The organism is Pseudomonas sp. YY-1, assembly GCF_002843095.1.
GTDB classification, from domain to species: domain Bacteria; phylum Pseudomonadota; class Gammaproteobacteria; order Pseudomonadales; family Pseudomonadaceae; genus Aquipseudomonas; species Aquipseudomonas sediminis_A.
On record NZ_PJLX01000001.1, the window covers coordinates 287,085 to 308,419 of the forward strand.

Sequence of the window (21,335 nt, forward strand, 5' to 3'; positions counted from 1 at the left end):
GTGCTTTTCATCCTGGATATATAGATGCATGATAAAGTTTCCTTGGGTGAAGTTCTCATTGGAAGGAGTCAGTGTAAAGGGTGAGTGTGATAGGCATGGTGAATTAGTTTATGAGGATCCGGATTTTGACATTGGCTCTAGCTATGTCCAGGATGTTATATCGAGGTTGAATCTCGCTGAGGATGACTATTTGCGATTCTTTGATAAGAAGCCTGGCAAGCTCTTGTCATGGCAAAGCCGTCGATTTTACTGTCAAGATTGTATAATAGATGACATTAAAAATAATATTCTTCCATGTTGGCGGCGGAGCTGGTGCAGTGCCGTTTGCGTATTCTGTTCGTTCCATGAGAAAAAGTTGTCGAGTATTAGGTTTAACTGTGATCCTATTGGTAGAGGTTGGCGAGCATTCTCTGAGTTTTCGCAATACCCCTACCATCAATATCAAGGTACTAGAAACTATAATCTGTGGGAGAGCGAGAGTCTGCAGGAAGCTCTTTATGATCTTGCAATCCAAGTATTTGAGTGGTATGGCTCTAGCGAAGAGGCGAGGGTGGATAGTGCGGGTGCTGATGCTGCCTCAACTGCATACTTTGATCTTGTTTTTGAGTTATTGACACAGGCTCCCAGCCTCCATAATTCAGGCGGCCTGTCTTGGTCGTTTACGTTTGCTTTTAAGCTGAGACTAGGGCGTTATCGAAAAGATTATTCTTGGTTGCTTGAGAATGGCGTTAATGAGGTTGATATAAATCAAAGGATTTGTGGGGTAATTTTAGCTGGTAAGGTGCTTGGGATTCTCTCTGATGAAGAGGTTGGGCGTCTTGATTGCATGGTGGATGATTTGTTTCCTTATTTCGGTCTCAGCAACCTAGAACTAGGGTTTACATGTGCAAATTATAGTTCTATTGGCGATTATGATTATCTTCTGTCTAGGATTGGTCGGCTTCCACACTCAAGCCAGACGCGTTTTGATGGCTTTGTTGCAGGTTTGACCCCTGAAATGTAAGTAGCTCTGAAGGAAATAAATTTCTCGTCATTGGCGGCCGACATGTGAGGATGGCGTGCTAGCAATCCAACGCAATTAGCATCCACTTCGGTATTTTACTGGTCATCAATTTGATTAAGTCGTCAGGCCTAAGCGCTTTCTTAATCGCAGCAGTACATTCTGGAGTAGCGCCTTCTTTGCCGAGATAAAACAGTGCACTGATAGCCATCCCCGCCTCAGTCCCGGCATGCTGCATCACCATCGGGGCCGCATGTATCAGTCGGACTTCAGCTTTACCTATGAATACTGAACGGCTGGCTCCGTTGGTGTAATAGATTGGAATGAGCGGCATCTGGGTACTGAGCCCAAACCTACTGACGGCATTGGCACCATGGATCTGTAAAGACAGGTGCTTCTGCCTGGCAATTACGCTGATCAATTCCCAGAGATTGGGACGAGCCCTCGCAACGTAAAGTCCGGGTTTTGGTCGCATATAAATCCCACGATACACCCGTTCGAGCTCGCCTCGGTTGACCAGTCGAGCTAGTGCTTTGGATACGGCGTTTTTCGTTCCAAACCCTGTGAAATGGCTAATGCTGAACGGCTGCCCTTTAGGTAGGCGCTTGACTCGTTGCGCAATCCGGGCGGATACCGACTGGGCTAAATCAGTGCTGAGCATCGTGGCGTTCACGCCTATAGCGTGAAGTCTAACGACGAACTGAAAAACGGCTGATGGAACGCAATCACCCTTCGCCGATATTCATCATCTTGAGCGTCGTTTACTAGGCACTCTTCGAGGCGCCCTAGCGAGAAAACTTGATCGGCGGACGGGTAGTGTCTAAGCAGGCTTTTCGCATAGCTGCGAATGTCATCAGGTAGCTCGGTGTTACGAGAGAGGTCGCGGAGAAAAGCTTCGGTATTGACGACACTCCGGGTTCTTTCATGCGGCAGGGTCAAAGCGGCTACCTCCTTATTCAGTTATTCCAATCTACGAGACCAGAACGGGCAAGCCGCGCGCTTACCCCTAATTTGTCCGCGATTCGTCGTGGTGCGGCTGATGGCTTTTCAACCCTACAACCAGTTCTTTCCCCAGTAGTTGTCTTTGCTGACCAGACCAAAATCTTCAGAAGCAAAAGGCTGCTCATCATCGAACATGCCATTGACCATACGCTCCCGACGCAACCCGCTCAGCACCCTGAAAAAGCAGGGCTCACAGAGATGAATCCGGTAGTGCTCCCCATCATGCTGGGAGCCATATCCCCATTGGGCTTCAAGCTTGCCGTATTGGGGGGCATAGCCGGGGATACTCGTTCCAGAGCGGCACACGTCGCAGATCACATCCTCAACCACATCGACCAGTGCCTGCGACTTACTCTCCATGCACACCTCACGATTACGTTCCACACGACGTCGGCTGGTTATGGATTCATGAACACCAACATCATTGGATCAGCCTCGACTGGCTGAGCATCAAAAACAAGCCAGTAGCTGCTGCCGATAATGCTGGGAAAAGCTGACCTGGTAAGCGGGCTCAATTGCAAAGCCGCCCAGCGAAATCATGTTCGTAGGCTGCGATCCAATTCCCGATTCTGCACCACCTAACCCCGCACCGTCGAAACCGTCGACATGACCCAAAGTGCCCACCGGCTCAGGCCTTGAGCCTGGAGTAAAACCAGGCATCTGCACATCGCTCAAAACTGCCAGGTCATCAGGCAGGTCATCCGAAATTCGCTCCGCAAAACCCTGAAGCGTTGGCTCCGCCAACATGAATAACCATGCCTGGTCGTCGGACTCACCTGTGCGCCGCAGCACTCGCCCCAGTACTTGCCGGTAGTGCAGTTCGGTGCGGATACGGCTGAGATAGCAGCACACTTGCAGGCGGGGAATGTCGGTGCCTTCGCTGATCATTCCGACGGCCACAATCCAGCGGCAGGCGCTGCTCCGGAATGCATTGATCACTTGCTGCGCATCCGGGGTTTTGTTGGTCACGATGCGGCACTCTTCACCCATTGCTTCTAGAGCCAGTGCAACTTGCTGGGCGTGTTCGATGTCGGTGGCCACCACCAAACCAGCGGCATCAGGTTTGATCTGGCGTAGCTCGTTCAGCTTGCTGCAGCCAAGATCGAGGATTGGATTGATCACCTCGTCATGACGCAGAAGTTCCTCATAGGTGACAGGTGACTCCCCTAAGAGCTTGGCGATGCTGGGAAACAGCCTCACGGAGCTATCCGCGCCAAGCTCTTCCGTAAGTTTCACCTTCTGATTGTCGAGCAACACTATGCGAGGTGATCGGCACACGTCGTCGGCAATGGCATCTTTCAAGCCATAACGGTAATCACAGATCAAATGCCCCTCGGGCGAAGAGTAACGAGCCAATGCGATGGCCTTATCGTCCGAACGCCAGGGCGTGCCAGACAGGGCCAACGTGAAGGCAGCCCGATCCTGTATCCGATGCAGTATCTGCTGCCCCCAGGCATTACTGAGCAGCGGATCGTGGCCGGCGCAATGGTGGATCTCATCGAAGACCACGAACACCCGGTAGTCATAAAGCAGCTGCCAGAATCCCTCATCACGGTATTCCATGGCCTGATAGGTATAAGCCGCACCCGCGGCACCTATCCGGCCGTCGAGACGCCTGCCTAGCACAGCCGCAAAGGTCGAACGAAAACCCTCCACGACCTGGCAGGACGGCGCAAAGCACAGCACCAAATCGATTCTGTCCTGCTCAAGCAGTCGGCTGGCCAGTTCTGCAGCCATGCGCGTCTTTCCGGCTCCCGGCGTTGCCTGGCAGAAGAAATGCGGCGTGACGGTAAAGTGCTCCAACGCCCGAGTGATGCAGCTGTTCTGCCAGCTGCGTAGCGAGCTGCTCATCGTGGTGCAGCGAGCGTTTTGAGGGTCTTTTCGATGGCGCGCAGATGCCCCAAGAGGCGAGAGCTGCGATCCCTGGCTTCCAGATAATCGCCTTCAACCTTGCCCCGCAAATGTGGCATCTCATCCAGAAGCAACTTGAATCGCTCTGCCTCACCCATTGAAGAAAGGAAATCCAGACGGATCTCCTTATGGAGTGCCTCCAGCTGCTGATCCGTATTGGCTGAAGATTGAAGCGGCAGAGCTTCCACGTCGCGTACGGCTGTGTCCTGCTCAGCCCCCCCTGCAGACATAAGACTGTTTTCAAAACCGTTGTCGATCAGCTCAAGTTGAAGATGTGCTGGGGTAGGCAGCAGGTGGTAGACCTGCCCCCGTACGCGGCGCTCTTCGTCATGCACTAACCAACCTATGCGTAACATCCGGCGCATCTGTTCATACACATAGCGGCGTACATCACCGATGCGATAGGTCATGCCATCCAGGTGCTTGGCGTAGGCATCGCGCAGTTCACGAATTGTGAACCGTGTGCGGCCTTCCTCCTGAAGCAGCTCATACAGCCGCCTGTCGAAGATGAACGAGGCTGATTTCATTGCGGCACCAGAGAAGATAGCGCGAAAAATACGGATTATAATCCGTGGCTCGTGCGTCCGTAAACGCATGATATTGCCGTCTCAGCGGAATTGAGACGGTCATGGATAAGTTGGCGAAAGCGTTGGGCGAACGCATCCGAGCGCAGAGAAAGGCCTGCCGGATTTCTCAGGATGCCCTGGCGCTGGCCTGCAGCATCGACCGCAGCTACATGGGGCGGATCGAGCGGGGTGAAGTAAGCATCACCGTAGAGAAGCTATATCGAATTGCACGCCAGCTTGCCTGTGACCCTGCTTACCTGCTACCGAAGTTGTCCGAACTTAAACCAACCTGAACGATCCTGGATTAACAGTCGCAACTGGCCTCCGCGCCACGAGGCGAGTGATCCGCGCGGTTTGCCGGCCTAGTCGTTTCAGTCAGCTTTGCTTTTTTGCTGGCGGAGTCGATTTATCTACTGCCGCGGTTGCGCGCTGGGCTCTGCGCGACTGCCGAGGAGGCTCTTGCCTGACCTTGGCCTTGCTCAAGCTGTCCAGTTCGCTCTGTAGATTCTGATTGCGTTGCTCCAGGACCAACTTGACGGCTTCTGACGCGCTGAACTGGCTCTGCAGAGCTTCCAGAACCTGAGCTTTCTGATCCAGCAGACGTTGCTGGGCCTGCTGGTCCCTGTGCAACTGCCTTGCTTCGGTGAGAAGGCGCGCGTTGTCGCGATTCAGTTGGGTCAGCTCGTCCTGCTTGACGATTAACGTCTGCTGCAACTGACGTACTTCCAACTGCAACTGCTGCACCTGCGACTCGTGCCGGCGTTGTTCCTGCTCACGCTGTTCCTTGCTGGCCTGCCGGTAGTGCTCCAGGGTGTCGCGCGCATGTCGGTGTTTTTCCTCCAGAGAGTGGATCTGTGCATCGCGATCTTTGAGGCGCTCGTCCAGGTCGCGATTGGCCTGCTGCAGGCGGGCGTTCTCGACCTCGACTTGCTGCCGTTGCTCGCGTAACTGTTGCAATTCGTGGTGAGCGGCCTGAAGTCGTTCGGCGTTGAGCGCGGCCTGGCCTTCCAGCTGTTGGATGCGGCTCTCGGCCTGCCGAGTCCGCTGCTGGTAGTCGATTCGCTCGCGCCCCAACAGCTCTCGCTCGCCGGCAACAGCGGCTTGCGCCTCTTCTTGCAACTGGTCGGCCAGTTGGTTTACTAGGTTGACCAGTTGCTCGCTCAGAGCAAGCGGTGCTGTTCCACGACCACTGTCGGCGGCCTCCAGCTCTTTCAGGTAACGGTGAATGGTGGTCTTTGAGCCGGTATTGCCCAGTTCAACCCGTAGCGCATCGATGCTTGGGTGTTCGCCGCGGGCGAGGAGGGCAGTGCGTGCCTTTTGTACCATCGCCTTGTTGATGCCGCCGCGTGCCATGTTGCTCTCCTACTATTTCGTACTGTATTACATACTATGTATTTACATTCTAGATTCGACGAAGTTTTTATACTAGATGAAAGCCTGATTAAAATTGGATAATCACGAATTATCCAGGGTGAAGCGGCTTTTTCGTCGTTTGCCAGTCGCTCACCGGTACACCAGGGGGATAGGCCCAGATGAGCCAGGACATCGAGCGGTACCTGCAGGCCGGCACTCGCGCCAACACGCGGCGCAGCTACCAGCAAGCGCTCGAGCACTTCGAGGTGACCTGGGGCGGCTTTCTGCCGGCGACCAGCGATGCCATCGTGCGTTACCTGGTCGATCACGCCGCCACGCTGTCCAGCAACACGCTCAAGCTGCGTCTGGCAGCGTTGGCGCAGTGGCATGTCAGCCAAGGTTTCCCCGATCCAACCAAGACCCCGCTGGTCCGCCAGATCCTCAAGGGCATTCGGACGCTGCACCCACGGCAGGAGAAGCAGGCCGAACCCTTGCAGCTCCTCCAACTTGAGCAGTGCGTGTTGTGGTTGGAGCGGACTGGCGATCAGGCCCGTGCCGAGGACGACTGGCCGCGGATGCTGCGCTGTTGGCGTGACCGCGCGTTGATCCTGATCGGCTTCTGGCGGGCATTTCGCAGTGATGAGTTGTGCCGCTTGAAGGTAGAGCACATCCAAGCGCGAGCCGGGGAAGGCATGCAGTTATTTCTTCCTTGGAGTAAAGGCGATCGGGACAGTCAGGGCCAGACCTTCAAAGCGCCAGCGCTAGCCAAGCTATGCCCGGTACAGGCATACATCGATTGGATCAGCCTAGCCGACATCGCGCGGGGACCAGTGTTTCGTGGCATTGATCGCTGGGGGCATTTAGGTGAGCAAGGCTTGCACCCGCATAGTGTCGTTCCAATCTTACGCACCGTGCTGCAATCGGCAGGGTTGTCCGCTGAGCTATACAGCAGCCACTCATTACGTAGGGGGTTCGCCACCTGGGCTGCGCATAGTGGCTGGGATACCAAGGCGCTGATGCAGTACGTGGGCTGGAGCGACAGCCAATCAGCATTGCGCTACGTCGAAAGTGTTGGAGTGTTCCCAGCGCAACTGAGTGCGCCGCGACTCATTCCGAGGTAGCTGCAGCCCGTTGGCTGAGGCGTCTACTACGCCGAGCCTATAAGGCGTTTAAGGCAAGTTAGCAGACGAGGCTCTGTGATGAGTTTAGGCTGCTGCGTCTGATCCGCTTCTGGTGGCACAGCTCTGGGTGCGGGCGCTAAATGCGTGGCCAGAGGTATCCATTTCTGATCAACCAGGGCCTCGAAACGCTCGAATGGAACTGATGCGGTGGACAGGGTGTTGTTTTCTTCGCCGAGTGACTCCTCAATCCAAAACAGATGCGCCACACCTAGATTAAAACCATCGTCCCAGCTGTCTGTGAATCCTGCGGCTGGAAGGTCAGCCTTCCGGCAGCGCGTCAGTGTCGTGGTCTTACCGCCGTCTTTGTAGGACAGGCGCACCTCCTCTGCCTTCGCCTGCGTCGTGAAGAAGCAGATTCGATAAATAGCTTGGGAGTTGTTGAGCTGATCGAGGCGACTTCTAAGCAGTTTGTGAGGATATGAATACATATCGCCAATCCAGCGGGGTGCACGGTGACATCTGTCCGGGAAGGTTTTCAGCTTTGTTGTGTAGTCAAGTCGGTAAATATATTCACTGGTCATGGCTATCTCAAATTTCTGCGGGAACCACTGCTCGATGAACTGAAGTTCCTGATCGAGCTCAACGCGAGCAAGCTAAAAACTGCCATGAACTCTACTCGGCTTGACGTAAATCTGGCTGCCTTGGGCTAAAAGTTCGCGGGATCTCAACAGCTGCTTTTGGCCGGAGGCGGATTGGTGACAAGCATCTATCGCCTAGGTATTGGCTAATGCATTTGAATTACCGATACTGCCAAACGGCCAGTATAGCTTTAGGGGGAGTCTAAGCGATGGCAAGGAAGCGTAGGCGCAGCAGCAAGTCCGGTGTATCTGGAGTGATGGTTCTGGGCGCCATAATGATCGGGCTGCTTGCTTCCATTCCCAAGGGGGTGTGGGTTGTCTTGGTGGGAGTAGCGATTATTGGTATGGGTGGGTGGCTGATCATCAAGGCCTTCAGCAAACCTCCAGCCGTATCCTCGCCACCGACTAAGCAGCCGCTCCGTCGAAAGGTCGATCATTCGAGCTCTTCTGATGCCACCGCGAGCATTGGTCTGACGTTCTCCTTGGACGAGGTTTCGCCCGTAGGTGAGACGTCTGTATCAATTCAAGTCCCGGCCTCACCCCAGCAGGTTTCGGCAAAGCAGGACAACTCTGGTTTCTTTACCGTGACACTGGAGGCCGCTCAGCGGTCTTCCCACAGAATTCCGAGTGCGCCGGCGGACCTGGCTAGTGCCAAGGTGCGCTGGCTTTCCGCTGGCGAACCCATTGAGGTTGCTGGCGAGAAGATCTCTGGCGGCTTGATCTATGTCGGTGAAGATCGAAACAGCCGCTATGGATCTTCGGAACCCTCACTGATCAACCCGAAGCTGAAGGTCGCACGGGGCATCGTTGATATTGCTGAGCGTCTCACTTCCTACTGGCCCAGTTACGACAACATCACCCCTGAGGCTCGGCGCGCATACCTCCAATGGCTATCCAGTGGTCGGAAGGCTCCGCATGCCAACATTGGCTACGTGTTCCTGTTCTTCTATGGACTGGAACGCAGGGTATTCGTCGACGCGAAGACGAATCAGGCTGCCGCCGCCGAGATACCTAGCATCATTGCCGAGGTCGAAAGACTGCTCTCGATCTACGACGAGAATCATTCGTTTAATACCTACGCCAGTCGCTTCGTAGACTTCCTCCGTCAAGGCCAAGTGCTTGATCGACGCTATCAAAAGGCGCCGCCGGCACCGTTGTCTTACGGCTATGAAATGCCCATAGAGCTACGTATTGGCCTGGGCCAGTTGGCTGCTGACAAGCAACCAATGCCGGCTGACTGGGCGTTGGCCTGGGTGCTGTCTGATCACAACATCGGGAAGCGGACACCTGTAACCCGTTGTAAAGAAGTGTTCGCCCAGTTGTTCTGCATGCGCTACGAGGAACGTTATGGCCCAGGTATGGTGCTCCCTCAGAACAAGACTCGTCTGCGACTCCAATACAACACCGCTTCTGCGGGACTACCCCCTCAAGAGCTGGATGGCTTATCCGGTATTCCTGATGTCACTGCGACCAGCGCAGCTCGGAAGAAGCTGCAGCAGTTGGTTGACGAATGCACGGTGCAGTTGGAGCCCTACAGTCGTTATCTCGGTCGCAACTCCAGCACTCCTGATGCACTAGAAGGACTGTTACAGCTGCCCGTAAACCTGTGGCCGCCAACTGCTCGAACAGCGCTCGATGAGCTGAAACAACGCATCGGCGACGGTATGGTGGTCATGAGCTTCGGTGAGCTGGCAGGGCGACTGCAGAGTGCAGGTAGCCTGTCGCGAGACAAGGTTCTGACGCTCGCCCGCGCGCTGGAATCATTGCACATCGGTATCGAGCCGGATGTTCTGGCAGGCAGTCGAACACCCAAGGCAGAGGATAATGTGGCGCTCTTTGCGACCCAGGCTGAAGATGGTGATCTGCGTTCTTCGCCGGCGTATAGCGCCGCCTCTGTTACGTTGGACCTTGCTTGTGCTGTGGCGGCGGCCGATGGTGACACGTCGCCGCAGGAAATTATGCTGCTATCCCAGCATATCGACTCCTGGTGTCACCTGAGCGGTGCTCATCGGAAACGCCTGAAGGCCCACCTGCGTCTGCAGCTTAACCAGCCACCAACCCTGCAAAGCCTGAAGAAGAAACTGGAACCCCTGGCCGAGCCGGCGAAGAGGGTTGTGGCGGCTTTTCTCGCTCACTTGGCGCAGGTCGACGGCGAGGTTAGCCCCGCAGAGGTGAAGTTGCTGGAGCGCGTCTACAAGACCCTGCAGCTGGATCCGCAATCGCTCTACAGCGACCTTCATGTGGCCGCCAGTGGCAGCGCCGTAGGCTCATCGCAGACAACGCCTTCCATTCCCGGAGCAACTCCGTCCAAGCCTGTTGGCGAATTTGCTCTGGACAAAGAGCGCATCGCTCAGTTGCAGCGTGAAACGGAACAGGTATCTGCGCTGCTGGCTCAGGTTTTCGTTGACGACAAGACCGCTGAGCCAGATGACGTAGTTGTGGAAGAGACTGTTGAGGATACTTCCTCCGTTTGTGGCTTAGACGCCGATCACTCAGCCTTCCTGCGTGTACTCGTATCCCGTACCGAGTGGTCTCGTGACGAGTTGGGGGCCGTAGCAAGCGATATGGAACTCATGCTCGACGGAGCATTGGAGCAGATCAACGACATGGCCTTCGAGCATTTCGATATGCCAGTCACCGAGGGGGAAGACCCCTTCGAAATCAACCCTGAAATCATGGACAAACTACCGCTATGAGCAGCATCAGAGCCAAGGACCGCGATGCGGTCATCCAGTCCCTGCGCGCCGGCGTCGTTCCCCGTGCCGGCCAGCACTTGATTCAGGTGGGGCGTGTCGGTGAGCTGGAGGCGCTCATCCGTGATGTGGAGCGCCTCGCGGAAAGTGGTTCCGCGTTCCGCGTAGTGATCGGTGAATATGGCGCAGGCAAGACGTTCTTCCTCAACCTGGTTCGCTCTATTGCGATGGAGCGCAAGCTCGTCACCATGCATGCGGATCTGAACCCGGATCGTCGTCTCCATGCTACTGGCGGCCAGGCTCGCTCGCTGTATGCCGAATTGGCCAAGAATATGTCCACCCGGACTAAACCTGATGGCGGTGCTCTGCAAGGAATAGTCGAGAAGTTCATTGCACAGGCCAAGACGGAAGCCAAAGCGTCCGGCAAAGACAGTGAGGCTGTGATTCGTGAGCATCTCGAGCAACTGACAGAGATGGTCAACGGCTATGACTTTGCTGATGTAATCGCGGCTTATTGCAAAGGCTTCGAAGAGGGCAACGAGCAGCTCAAGGCGGATGCTATCCGCTGGTTGCGTGGCGAGTTCACTACCAGGACAGATGCCCGCACCGCACTGGGTGTGCGAACCATCGTCGACGATGCGTCGGTCTACGATCAGCTCAAGTTGCTCGCGCGATTCGTTCGGTTGGCCGGCTTTAGCGGATTGATGGTATGTCTCGATGAGCTGGTGAACCTGTACAAGCTCTCCAACACCCAAGCTCGCAACGCTAACTACGAGCAGATTTTGCGTATCCTCAATGACTCCCTGCAGGGTTCCGCTGAGGGGCTTGGTTTTGTGTTGGGTGGTACCCCCGAGTTTCTCATGGATACTCGCCGCGGCCTCTACAGCTATCCGGCTCTGCAGTCGCGTTTGGCGGAAAACAACTTCGCCAAGTCCGGGCTGGTAGATCTTTCCGGTCCTGTCATACGCCTCACCAGTCTGACGCCTGAGGATTTCTACGTGCTGCTGCAGAAACTGCGTCATGTATACGCGGCAGGCGTGAGCGAGCGCTATTTGCTACCCGACGAAGCATTGCCGCTGTTTATGGCCCACTGTAATCAGCGGATGGGCGAGGCCTACTTCCGGACCCCGCGGACGACCATCACCGCATTCATCAACCTGCTAGCGGTGCTGGAGCAGAATCCGGGCGCTGATTGGCGAACCCTGCTGGGGGCCGTAGAGATTGTACCGGATCGAGGTGGTGAGACTGATACCCAGGTAGATGCGGACGATGAGCTTGCCACCTTCCAGCTCTGAGTCGGCTGGGTTCGCACTCCTTGAGCCGCGAATCCAGCGCTGGATATGGTCTGAAGGCTGGACCTCCCTACGCGATGCCCAGGAGCGCGCTATCCCTGCGCTTTTGGGCGCGGATCAGGATGTCATCATCGCGGCGGCTACAGCTGCAGGGAAAACCGAAGCCGCGTTTCTACCCATCCTTACCAATCTCCTGCAGGACACGGAAAGGCCTGGGTCGGTGCTTTACATAAGCCCACTAAAGGCTCTCATCAATGACCAGTGGGATCGTTTGGCGAGACTTTGCGATGAGCTTGAACTTCCAGTCATTGCTTGGCATGGGGATATCTCAGCGAGCCGCAAACATCGCTTCCTCAAGTCCCCGGAAGGCATTCTGCTGATCACGCCGGAGTCGCTCGAAGCTCTTTTCGTCAACAGGGGGACCAGTCTAGCGGGATTGTTTGCCAACCTACGGTACCTGGTGGTGGATGAGCTCCATGCCTTTATCGGTAGTGAGCGAGGCAAGCAGCTACAGTCACTCATGCATCGAGTGGAAACAATCATTGATCGCCCTCTGCCCAGGGTTGGTCTTTCCGCCACGCTGGGCGACATGACGCTGGCTGCGGCCTTCTTGCGCCCGAATGCCCCCCATCATGTGTCGGTGATCGAGTCCAAGGGGAGTGGCCAGATACTTAAGGTTCAGATCAGAGGGTATGTGGAGTCCAAGCAGGCGCTCCCGATGCAGTCTGAAGATGATGAGGTTTTTTCTCCGGACCATGCCATCGCAGAACACCTCTTTCAGGTACTGCGGGGTAGCAACAACCTGGTCTTCCCCAACAGTCGAACTCAGGTGGAGTGGTTCGCTGACAATCTGCGGCGCCGTTGCGAGCAGGATGGTGTACCGAACGAGTTCTGGCCGCATCACGGCAGCTTGGCGAAGGACATTCGAGAGGAAACCGAGAAAGCGCTGAAAGCCGGTGACCGGCCTGCCACTGCAGTTTGCACTACGACGTTGGAGCTTGGGGTAGATATCGGCAGCATCAAGACGGTGGTGCAGATCGGGGCGCCGCCATCGGTAGCCAGTTTGCGTCAGCGCTTGGGTCGATCCGGACGTCGCCCGGGAGAAGCAGCCATTCTCCGAAGTTACTGCAAGGAGCGTCATCTAGACGATGGCTCGCCATTGTCGGATCGACTCCGCCAGGGCTTGGTGCAAAGCATTGCCATGATCAGGTTGTTGATGCAGGGCTGGTTCGAGCCCCCACGCGTTCAGGGCCTTCATTTATCGACCTTAGTGCAGCAGTGTCTCTCAGTGATAGCTCAACGAGGGGGCGCAACAGCTGCGGAGCTTTGGAGCACCTTGATACGAAGTGGTCCGTTCGCAGGGGTGGAGCAGGGCAGCTTCCTCAGTTTGCTTCGTGCCCTTGGTGAGCGCGATTTGATAACCCAGGAAACATCAGGGCTCCTGCTGCCCGGCGTGGTGGGGGAACGCATGATCAATCACTACGACTTCTACAGTGCATTTGTCAGCAATGAAGAGTTCCGCCTGGTATGCGATGGCAAACCACTTGGAGCATTGCCCGTCTCCAGGCCACTAACCGTTGATCAGCGCATCATCTTTGCAGGACGGCGCTGGCGGGTCACGAATGTGGACACTGATGCCAAGGTCATCGTCGTGAGATCCGATCCAGGTGGTGCTCCGCCATCCTTCGATGGGCTAGGAGCCCGTGTACATGATCGGGTTCGGCAAGAGATGAAGGCCGTCTTGTTGGAGACGGACGTCTACCCCTATCTCGATGCTACGGCACAGGAACTATTGGCTCAGGCGCGTAGCGCCTTCACGGACCTTGGGCTGGCACATTCGAGCATGACCGAAAGCGGAGGCAAGACTTACCTTTTCACCTGGCAAGGCGATTGGACGAACGATGCCTTGGCTATCTTGCTGACGTACACCGGACTAGCCAGTGAGAACAGTGGGTTGGTCATAGAGGTTGAGGGGGATCGGACGTCGCTTGAAAGCAAGCTGCGCGAGATTGCCGAGTGGGATGGTATTGATGAATCCAGTGTTCTGGCGGATGTACAGAATATGGTTCAAGAGAAATGGGATTGGGTGCTTCCGCCGCCGTTACTCATGCAGTCGTACGCTACGATGCAGCTGGACTTGGGTGGAGCAAAGGCATTGGCATTGGGGCTGGTGAGCCAGCCCTCGGTGACGGCCTGATATTTAGCTTATTGCTTTTGGCCGATTCCCGCCCATCGTCAGATGGCTGCAACCGGCCCAGGCTGTGTAAAAACTCTGGCATCGACCTTGCTGTAATTTGATGGGTTCGAAATCAGCGGGGGCGCCAATGAAGCGTTTTATCCAGGGAGAGCATCGAGGCCAAAGCGCGCTGCTTCCCGAGAGCCTGGATGACTACGTGGCGGACACCAACCCGGTGCGGGTGGTCGATGTTTTCGTCGATGAACTCGACCTTGGCCAGTTGGGTTTCGAGGGCGTCGTCCCGGCTGAAACAGGTCGCCCCGCTTACCATCCTGCCGACCTGCTGAAGATCTACATCTACGGCTATCTCAATCGCATCCAGTCCAGCCGCCGTCTCGAACGCGAGGCTCAACGCAACGTTGAGTTGATGTGGCTGACCGGACGTTTGATGCCGGACTTCAAGACCATCGCCAACTTCCGCAAGGATAACGGCAAGGCCATCCGCGGCGTCTGTCGGCAGTTCGTTGTGCTGTGCCAGCAGCTCGGTCTGTTCGCCGAGGCGCTGGTGGCCATCGACGGCAGCAAGTTCAAGGCGGTCAACAATCTTCGATCTGCACGCGGCGAACAAAAGCCAACTGGCCGAACAGGCGCTGCACTCTCTAGTGTCAGCTCACCGCTCATTGCCTGCCTGGATGGCGAAAAAGCCATCTGCGCTCGGTCGAATTGCACCTGAGCTCGCTCTGTCAAGTTGGGCTCGCCGTCGGCTGTAGGCAGACCGATATCAGCTGGGATGGGGGAATTCAATGTGAAAGCCCGTGAGGCCAGCCGCTGAAGTGCACCAAATGCGGCCTTTGTGAGCCTCGATTATGGATCGGGTGATGGCAAGTCCGAGCCCGGCGTTGCTTGGGCTACCTTCGCGTCGAGCAGGGTCGACCCGGTAAAAGCGGTCGAAGAGCTTCTCTAGATGCTCCGAGCTGATTGTGTTACCTGGGTTCTCGATGCTGAAGATAGTTGAGTCCGCTGTCTGGCGGATCAGAACCGAAATTGTCTTTCCCGCCGGCGTGTAACGCAGCGCATTGGACAGCAAGTTGGACAGCGCTCGATCAAGCATCAGCCGATCTCCTAGCACTTGGCCTTTGCCTGTGAGCGAAAGTTCAATGCCGCGCTCTTCGGCCAGGAGGTGGTAGTAGTCAAACAGTTTGAAGATTACGTCAGCCAGTTCGATCCTGGCCTGCTCTGGGATGATCAGGCCATTATCAGCCTTGGCCAGGAACAGCATGTCATCGATCATGCGAGACATGCGCTTCAATTCCTCCAGGTTCGAGTACAGATTCTCCTCGTAGGCATTGATATCACGCTTCTTGCTCAGCACGACTTCAGTGTGGGTCATCAGGTTGCTTACGGGCGTGCGCAGCTCGTGTGCGATGTCAGCAGAGAAATTGGAGAGTCGAATGAAGGCCTCTTCAAGTCGGGCCAGCATCGCGTTGAAGGACAGTACCAACTGCTGAAGTTCCTGTGGCACTGGTTCTAGAGGGATTCGTTCCTGTAACGAGCGAGCGGACATCCCGGAGGCTACATCAGTGACTTGCCGCAGGGGCCTAAGACCACTGCGAGCAACCACCCAGCCAAGCGCCGCACTGACCAAGGCACTGATGACCAATCCAATCCAGAACCATCGCTGCAGCGTGTCGAAAAAGTGCGTGTGATTGGTGACATCGAGAATCAGCAGAGCTGTAAGCGGTTCGGGTTGGTCAGTCACAGAGATTTGAGCCGTCATGCCCCGGTACATGTGCTCGTCTTTCTGCCACTCCCACATGCTCTGCTCATCGGCACGCCTGAAGCGTCCCGGCACTTCGACTGCTCTGGGGTCGGAAAAGAGCACTGCGCCGTCGCTGGCCAGGATGGTTGCGGCCAGATCCTGATGCGCCCCCAGTAAGGCTCGCAACTGCGGTAACTCCTCGGAGAGGTTAGCGCCGCTGCGAGCGTTGTTGAGAATGTGTTTGGCTGATTCGAGTTTTTCCACCAGGGCCTGCCGGTCCAGCATCTTAAAGTGGTGCTGGCTGAGCATGTTGAAGCTCAGCCCCGCTACTGTCAGGACGGCAATCACCGCGGACATGAACATCAAGCTCATCCGAGCGGTCAGCGAGAGGTGCTTCATATTCACTCCGGCGCATCCATCATGTACCCCATGCCGCGGGCGGTATGGATCAGCTTGAGATCGAAATCGTCATCGATCTTGGCGCGCAGCCGACGTACAGCGACCTCAATGACGTTGGTGTCGCTGTCGAAGTTCATGTCCCACACCTGCGAAGCAATCAGCGATTTCGGGAGCACTTCGCCGCGCCGGCGCAGTAGCAGTTCCAGCAGTGAAAACTCCTTCGCGGTCAGGTCAATTCTTTTCCCGCCACGGATCGCACGCCGCTTCATCAGATCGACTTCCAGATCGGCAATTTTCATGGTGGTCTGCGTCGGCGAACCATTACCTCTGCGCAACAGCGTTCTGACCCTGGCCAGAAGCTCTGAGAAAGCAAATGGCTTGATCAGGTAGTCGTCCGCACCCAGCTCCAACCCTTTAACGCGGTCTTCCACACCATCGCGTGCCGTCAAGAACAGTACGGGGACGTCTTTTCCTGCTGCGCGCAACATGCGCAGCACTTCCCAACCGTCCAGCCCAGGCATCATTACATCCAGAATTAGCAGGTCATAGGCTTCGCTAAGTGCATGCTGAAGGGCATCTGTACCGGTCATAACCCGGTCGACATTGAACCCAGCCTCGGTGAGACCTTGCTGGAGGTACGTACCGGTTTTGGGTTCGTCTTCAGCTACCAGTAGTTTCATGTGTGCAGACTCCAAAAGTCGGGTGGCCTGAGTTTGCAGGCAAACCGCGGCCCCAACCAGAAGCTTACGAAAATGTAATTCTGACTTCAGCTCACTGACAGGGTGGCTTGTCTAGGGTGCAAGCATGAGTACTAGGTTGTGCTCTCGGCCCTCGACAGACCAAAAGCAGAGGTGCCGGCCATAGTTTGCACTGATGGAGACTGCCCATGAAATCGCTGAAACCTTTGCTTCTGGTTGGTTCGCTACTGCTGTCTTCCATGGCTTGGGCCGAAGGGGGCAGCGACCGTGTATTCGAGCGCATCCAGCAGATGCGCGACAAAGCAGAAGCCGTGCTGATCCAGGCGGAGAAGGCCCCGGTCGGCGAGCGGCATGTGCACATGAAGGAGCATATGAACATGCTCGAAGACATCATGAGCCAGCTGCACAACGAACATCCCGCGCCAAACATGTCTGCCGAAGAGCATCTGGCCTGGATGGAAAAGCATGACAAGCTGGTAGACGACGTGCTGGCTCAAATGATCCGCGAGCACAAGCTAATGATGGCCGACAAAGAGTGCCATCGATAAGGATTTTCCCATCTTCCAGGCCTTCCGTGATTGCTCCTTTGGCCTAGCGGCGCCTTTATGGCGCCGTGCTTTTTCCCAGCTGACGCAATTGTAGTTTTGGGGTCAGCGGCCTGGCAGCAAGCGGGGAATAGCATGAGATTTCCAGCACCCATCTCGAGGTCTCACCATGAAACGCTTACCCCTTAAACTGCTGATCAGCACTCTGTTCATCAGCACCACCTTTCCGGCATTTGCCGAGGTCGGCGGCAGTAGCAATGGCATTGGGCAGCAGGCCCAGGCGACGCCAGCGACTCGTACCATCTTGGTAAAGATGGACGACATCAACTACAGCCAGAAAACGATCGATGTGAAGCCAGGTGAAACCGTGCGCTTCGTTCTGAAGAACGAGGGCGCGTTGATGCACGAGTTCAACATCGGGCAGGCAGCGTCCCAGCTGGAGCACCAGCGCAAGATGGCGTCCTTGTTCAAGGACGGCACACTGACCCCGACCGGCATGGCCGAGCGCATTGTCTGGCATGAGCGTTATGGCACGGGAGACTCCAACCCTCCAGGCTATCCGGAAGTCATCAAAGCCAAGCATGACGACCCGAACGCGGTTCTCGTCGAGCCCGGCACAACCAAAGAGTTCGTGTGGACCTTCCCTAAGGCGGGCAGTTTGAGCTTCGCCTGTACATTGCCTGGGCATTACCAGGCGGGGATGGTCGGTGAGTTTGCTCTGCGTTAGTCCGGCATCGGTGCTACCCGTTGGCCGCGAGCTGGGTAGCACCGATCTGACGAACCTTACTGCGATGTAGTTTTCACGTCAGCGTACCGCCAGCTGCACCTCATTAGCATCGGGACTCATCCCTCCTCAACACCTCAGAGGCACACCATGAAACTCAGACCCGCTTTCATAATCACCACCCTTGGCTTGCTGCTCAGTGCTGCCAATGCGCTGGCCAGCCCGGGCCACAAGAAAGACAGTATTGGGCAACCGGGAGACGGTCAGGCAGTAGATCGCACCATCGAAGTCCGGATGGGGGACATCTTCTTCGAACCCAAAGCAATGGAGATCAAAGCAGGCGAGACAGTTCGCTTCGTCCTGAAAAATGACGGTGCACTGCTACACGAATTCAATCTTGGCAAAGCGGCATCCCATGCCGCGCACCAGAAAGAGATGGCCGCGATGTTTCAGAACGGCACGCTGTCCCCTACAGGTGCACATGACATGAGCAATATGGGCCATGCCATGGGCGGCATGAAGATGGTCGGTATGGAACACGATGACCCCAACAGTGTTCTTGTCGAACCTGGAGCACGCGAAGAGTTGATCTGGACCTTCTCCGCCGCCACCGAACTGGAGTTCGCCTGCAATATTCCAGGACATTATCAGTCGGGAATGGTCGGTAAGGTGACCGTACGCTGACGTTTATTGATACTCGCCAACTCCGTCCAGTCTGAGACACCTATACTGATCCGGCCGCCATTGAAACGAGGCTATTGTCGTGGACCATACCCATCACACCAGTACCACTGAGCCGCCTTTTTGGAAGAGCAAGATTGGCATTGCGCTGATCATGCTGGCCGTAATCGGCATCTTCTATGTAGCGCGTGAGCATTACGGTCATCTTTCGCAGGCCCTGCCGTACCTCATCCTGCTGCTATGCCCGCTGATGCATCTGTTTGGCCACAATCACGGCGGGCACTCCCACTCCAGCAGCACCGCTGTTTCCAAGGACGAAGAAAGGACATAGATCGCATGCAAAAGACCTCCTGCCATCATGACCAGGATCATTCACATAACTCGCACGCCCACTCCGAGAGCCAGCGCGACCCGGTGTGTGGCATGGAGGTCAAACCTGATGGCCCTTATCGCGAGAGCTTTGAAGGGAAGGCCTATCATTTCTGCAGTGCGAAGTGCCTAGAGAAATTCCAAGCAGATCCTCATCAGTACATGAGCCATCAGTCTCATGGGGAGCATCACCAGCACGCGACTCCAGCACCCACATCGACACCTGTAGGTGCTGAATACACCTGCCCGATGCATCCAGAAATCCGTCAACCGGCTCCCGGAAACTGCCCGATCTGCGGGATGACGCTGGAACCTGTCATCCCGGAGCTGGAAGAGGAGGAAAATCCAGAGCTGAAGGACTTCTCGATGCGGTTCTGGTGGACCCTACCGTTGACCGTCATCGTGACCGTATTGGCGATGGCCGGCCATTCCTTGCAACTGTTTCATGGCACGACCCAGAACTGGGTCGAGCTGGCTCTGGCGACGCCCGTGACGCTATGGGGTGGCTGGGTATTCTTCACCCGCGGCATTGACTCCATCCGCCACCGCAGCCCCAACATGTGGACCCTGATCGGTTTGGGAACGGCCGCTGCCTACCTCTACAGCGTGGCCGCTACCTTGGTTCCGCAGTGGTTTCCGGCGGCCTTTGCCCAGGACGGACGTATCGGCGTCTATTTTGAAGCAGCCGCAGTGATTATCTCACTCACGCTGTTGGGCCAAATGCTCGAACTCAAGGCCCGCTCGCAGACTTCGGCAGCCATCAAGTCACTGCTGAGGCTGGCACCAAAGACTGCGCGTCGCATCAAGCCCGATGGCCAGGAAGAAGATATTCCGCTGACACATGTCCATCAGGGCGACCACCTACGTGTCCGGCCGGGAGAGAAAGTCCCGGTGGACGGTACGGTTCTAGAGGGGGAGAGCGCCGTCGACGAGTCGATGCTTACCGGAGAACCGTTACCCGTGACCAAGCGGGTAGGGGATGCCCTTATCGGTGCCACCCTGAACACCCACGGCAGCCTGGTGATGGAGGCGCAGAAGGTCGGTGCCGAGACCATGCTGTCGCAGATCGTTCAGATGGTGGCCAGAGCCCAACGTTCCAAGGCCCCCATGCAGCGTATGGCTGATGCGGTGGCAGGGTATTTCGTGGTCGGGGTGATCCTGATCGCGATTCTGACCTTCTTCGGCTGGGGGCTATTAGGGCCGGAATCAGGCTGGGTATTTGGCCTGATCAATGCGGTGGCGGTGCTAATCATTGCGTGTCCCTGCGCTCTGGGTCTGGCAACCCCGATGTCCGTCATGGTTGCGACTGGCAAGGCCGCTAGCAGCGGTGTGTTGTTCCGCGATGCCAGCGCCATCGAAAATCTATGCAAGATCGACACGCTCATCGTCGACAAGACTGGAACCCTGACTGAGGGGCGTCCCGTATTTCATAGTGCGGAAGGGACAGGCGGTTACGACTCCAATGAAGTGCTGCGCCTGGCTGCTAGTCTCGACCAGGGTAGTGAGCACCCGCTGGCTCATGCCATCGTCGATCATGCGCGCGGTCAGGACATTGCACTGGTCAAACCGGACACTTTCGAATCTGGCTCGGGTATTGGTGTGCGCGGCCAGGTCGATGACCATCAGCTGCAGCTCGGCAACACCGCACTGATGGACGAGGCGGGCGTCGATATTACCCCGCTGCGCAATCGCGCCGAGCAACTGCGTCTGGAAGGCATCAGCATCATCTATTTGGCCGTTGATGGTCGCCTGGCGGGACTCCTGGCCGTTTCCGATCCGATCAAGCCTACTTCTCAACAGGCTGTCTCCAAGCTTCAAAGCGAAGACGTAAAGGTCATCATGGCCACTGGTGATGGCCTCACCACAGCAAGAGCCGTGGCGAAGCAGCTCGGAATCGAGGAAGTGCATGGTGAGGTCAAACCGCAGGATAAGGAGAAACTGGTCGCCGATTTGCAGGGCTATGGCCGTCGTGTCGCCATGGCGGGTGACGGCATCAACGATGCGCCCGCCCTGGCCAGGTCTGACGTAGGTATCGCCATGGGCACCGGTACCGATGTGGCGATGAACAGCGCCCAAGTGACGCTGGTCAAGGGAGATCTGATGGGCATCCTGCGAGCGCGCACCCTGTCAGTGGCAACCGTGAAAAACATGAGGCAGAACCTCGCCTTTGCGTTCCTCTATAACGCGATGGGAATCCCGCTAGCAGCGGGGCTGCTGTACCCGCTGACGGGGCATCTTCTGTCGCCCTTGATTGCTGCGCTGGCGATGAGTGTCAGCTCGGCGTCGGTGGTCTTCAATGCTCTGAGGTTGAAATCAACGGACATCGGATAGGCTTCCATACCACCGACCAGGTGATTATTCAGAAGCGCATCTGACCGGAAAATGCCGTACGGTAGTTTCCGGTCCGA

At 56.3% G+C, this 21,335-nt stretch carries 20 protein-coding genes and 1 pseudogene; 12 read left to right on the forward strand and 9 right to left on the reverse strand.

The genetic code is table 11. From position 1 onward, the window contains the following. Nucleotides 1–28 precede the first annotated feature (28 nt). On the forward strand, nt 29–1,003 hold the full coding sequence (locus CXP40_RS23590; RefSeq protein ID WP_143478396.1) for a hypothetical protein: 975 nt from the start codon (nt 29–31) through the stop codon (nt 1,001–1,003). 58 nt (nt 1,004–1,061) lie between these two features. On the opposite strand, the gene CXP40_RS01355 is transcribed toward CXP40_RS23590, so the two are convergent. From CXP40_RS01355 to CXP40_RS01375, 5 genes are all read right to left on the reverse strand, one after another. Then, the gene (locus CXP40_RS01355; protein ID WP_106732286.1) at nt 1,062–1,661 is read right to left on the reverse strand and encodes a DUF6088 family protein; all 600 of its coding nucleotides are present in this window, start codon (nt 1,659–1,661) and stop codon (nt 1,062–1,064) included. Nucleotides 1,662–1,675: 14 nt separating this feature from the next. Continuing rightward, nucleotides 1,676–1,939 (reverse strand): BPSL0761 family protein, encoded by a 264-nt coding sequence (locus CXP40_RS24100; RefSeq protein ID WP_084929464.1) that lies wholly within the window; start codon nt 1,937–1,939, stop codon nt 1,676–1,678. 114 nt (nt 1,940–2,053) lie between these two features. Beyond that, entirely contained in the window at nt 2,054–2,362 is a 309-nt protein-coding gene (locus CXP40_RS01365) for a hypothetical protein (RefSeq protein ID WP_084929463.1), read from the reverse strand. Between the two features lie 90 nt (nt 2,363–2,452). Then, the gene (locus CXP40_RS01370; protein WP_084929462.1) at nt 2,453–3,853 is read right to left on the reverse strand and encodes a DEAD/DEAH box helicase; all 1,401 of its coding nucleotides are present in this window, start codon (nt 3,851–3,853) and stop codon (nt 2,453–2,455) included. Continuing rightward, the gene (locus tag CXP40_RS01375; protein ID WP_106732287.1) at nt 3,850–4,440 is read right to left on the reverse strand and encodes a hypothetical protein; all 591 of its coding nucleotides are present in this window, start codon (nt 4,438–4,440) and stop codon (nt 3,850–3,852) included. The genes CXP40_RS01370 and CXP40_RS01375 overlap by 4 nt, the downstream gene beginning before the upstream one ends. A 101-nt stretch (nt 4,441–4,541) precedes the next feature. Between CXP40_RS01375 and CXP40_RS01380 the strand changes: the two genes are divergently transcribed. Continuing rightward, nucleotides 4,542–4,772: a helix-turn-helix domain-containing protein gene (locus tag CXP40_RS01380; protein WP_048329181.1), complete on the forward strand. Its 231-nt coding sequence runs from the start codon at nt 4,542–4,544 to the stop codon at nt 4,770–4,772. An 82-nt stretch (nt 4,773–4,854) separates the two neighbouring features. Here the strand turns inward: CXP40_RS01380 and CXP40_RS01385 are convergent, their stop codons facing one another. Next, nucleotides 4,855–5,832: a DNA-binding protein gene (locus CXP40_RS01385; protein ID WP_106732288.1), complete on the reverse strand. Its 978-nt coding sequence runs from the start codon at nt 5,830–5,832 to the stop codon at nt 4,855–4,857. Nucleotides 5,833–6,011: 179 nt separating this feature from the next. Here CXP40_RS01385 and CXP40_RS01390 point away from each other — a divergent pair, with 179 nt between their 5' ends. Beyond that, nucleotides 6,012–6,953 carry a site-specific integrase gene (locus CXP40_RS01390; RefSeq protein WP_106732289.1) on the forward strand — a complete coding sequence of 314 codons (942 nt, stop codon included), beginning with the start codon at nt 6,012–6,014 and terminating at the stop codon, nt 6,951–6,953. A 26-nt stretch (nt 6,954–6,979) separates the two neighbouring features. On the opposite strand, the gene CXP40_RS01395 is transcribed toward CXP40_RS01390, so the two are convergent. Beyond that, nucleotides 6,980–7,534 (reverse strand): hypothetical protein, encoded by a 555-nt coding sequence (locus CXP40_RS01395; protein WP_134618999.1) that lies wholly within the window; start codon nt 7,532–7,534, stop codon nt 6,980–6,982. A 266-nt stretch (nt 7,535–7,800) separates the two neighbouring features. Here CXP40_RS01395 and CXP40_RS01400 point away from each other — a divergent pair, with 266 nt between their 5' ends. The 4 genes and pseudogenes from CXP40_RS01400 to CXP40_RS01415 form a co-directional block, all read left to right on the forward strand. Further along, nucleotides 7,801–10,287 carry a TerB N-terminal domain-containing protein gene (locus tag CXP40_RS01400; protein ID WP_106732291.1) on the forward strand — a complete coding sequence of 829 codons (2,487 nt, stop codon included), beginning with the start codon at nt 7,801–7,803 and terminating at the stop codon, nt 10,285–10,287. After that, nucleotides 10,284–11,579: an ATP-binding protein gene (locus CXP40_RS01405; protein WP_106732292.1), complete on the forward strand. Its 1,296-nt coding sequence runs from the start codon at nt 10,284–10,286 to the stop codon at nt 11,577–11,579. Before CXP40_RS01400 ends, CXP40_RS01405 begins: the two co-directional genes overlap by 4 nt. Then, a complete protein-coding gene (locus CXP40_RS01410) occupies nt 11,554–13,773 on the forward strand; it encodes a DEAD/DEAH box helicase (protein ID WP_106732487.1) in 2,220 nt (739 codons plus the stop codon). Before CXP40_RS01405 ends, CXP40_RS01410 begins: the two co-directional genes overlap by 26 nt. Before the next feature lie 127 nt (nt 13,774–13,900). Continuing rightward, nucleotides 13,901–14,356: pseudogene (locus CXP40_RS01415) on the forward strand (transposase); the annotation flags it as partial. A gap of 177 nt (nt 14,357–14,533) precedes the next feature. On the opposite strand, the gene CXP40_RS01420 reads toward CXP40_RS01415, so the two are convergent. Continuing rightward, the gene (locus CXP40_RS01420; protein ID WP_177429608.1) at nt 14,534–15,910 is read right to left on the reverse strand and encodes a heavy metal sensor histidine kinase; all 1,377 of its coding nucleotides are present in this window, start codon (nt 15,908–15,910) and stop codon (nt 14,534–14,536) included. Between the two features lie 2 nt (nt 15,911–15,912). Then, a complete protein-coding gene (locus CXP40_RS01425) occupies nt 15,913–16,590 on the reverse strand; it encodes a heavy metal response regulator transcription factor (protein WP_004374688.1) in 678 nt (225 codons plus the stop codon). Nucleotides 16,591–16,796: 206 nt separating this feature from the next. Between CXP40_RS01425 and CXP40_RS01430 the strand changes: the two genes are divergently transcribed. The 5 genes from CXP40_RS01430 (at nt 16,797) to CXP40_RS01450 (ending at nt 21,258) form a co-directional block, all read left to right on the forward strand. Then, on the forward strand, nt 16,797–17,156 hold the full coding sequence (locus CXP40_RS01430; RefSeq protein WP_003246763.1) for a co-regulatory protein PtrA N-terminal domain-containing protein: 360 nt from the start codon (nt 16,797–16,799) through the stop codon (nt 17,154–17,156). A 166-nt stretch (nt 17,157–17,322) separates the two neighbouring features. Beyond that, nucleotides 17,323–17,880, forward strand: a complete 558-nt coding sequence (locus tag CXP40_RS01435; protein ID WP_043242880.1) for a plastocyanin/azurin family copper-binding protein — start codon at nt 17,323–17,325, stop codon at nt 17,878–17,880. Nucleotides 17,881–18,027: 147 nt separating this feature from the next. Further along, nucleotides 18,028–18,561 (forward strand): plastocyanin/azurin family copper-binding protein, encoded by a 534-nt coding sequence (locus CXP40_RS01440; protein ID WP_003246762.1) that lies wholly within the window; start codon nt 18,028–18,030, stop codon nt 18,559–18,561. 79 nt (nt 18,562–18,640) lie between these two features. Further along, a complete protein-coding gene (locus CXP40_RS01445) occupies nt 18,641–18,889 on the forward strand; it encodes a DUF2933 domain-containing protein (protein WP_003246761.1) in 249 nt (82 codons plus the stop codon). A gap of 5 nt (nt 18,890–18,894) precedes the next feature. Continuing rightward, the gene (locus tag CXP40_RS01450) at nt 18,895–21,258 is read left to right on the forward strand and encodes a heavy metal translocating P-type ATPase (protein ID WP_177429609.1); all 2,364 of its coding nucleotides are present in this window, start codon (nt 18,895–18,897) and stop codon (nt 21,256–21,258) included. The last annotated feature ends 77 nt before the right edge of the window (nt 21,259–21,335 follow it).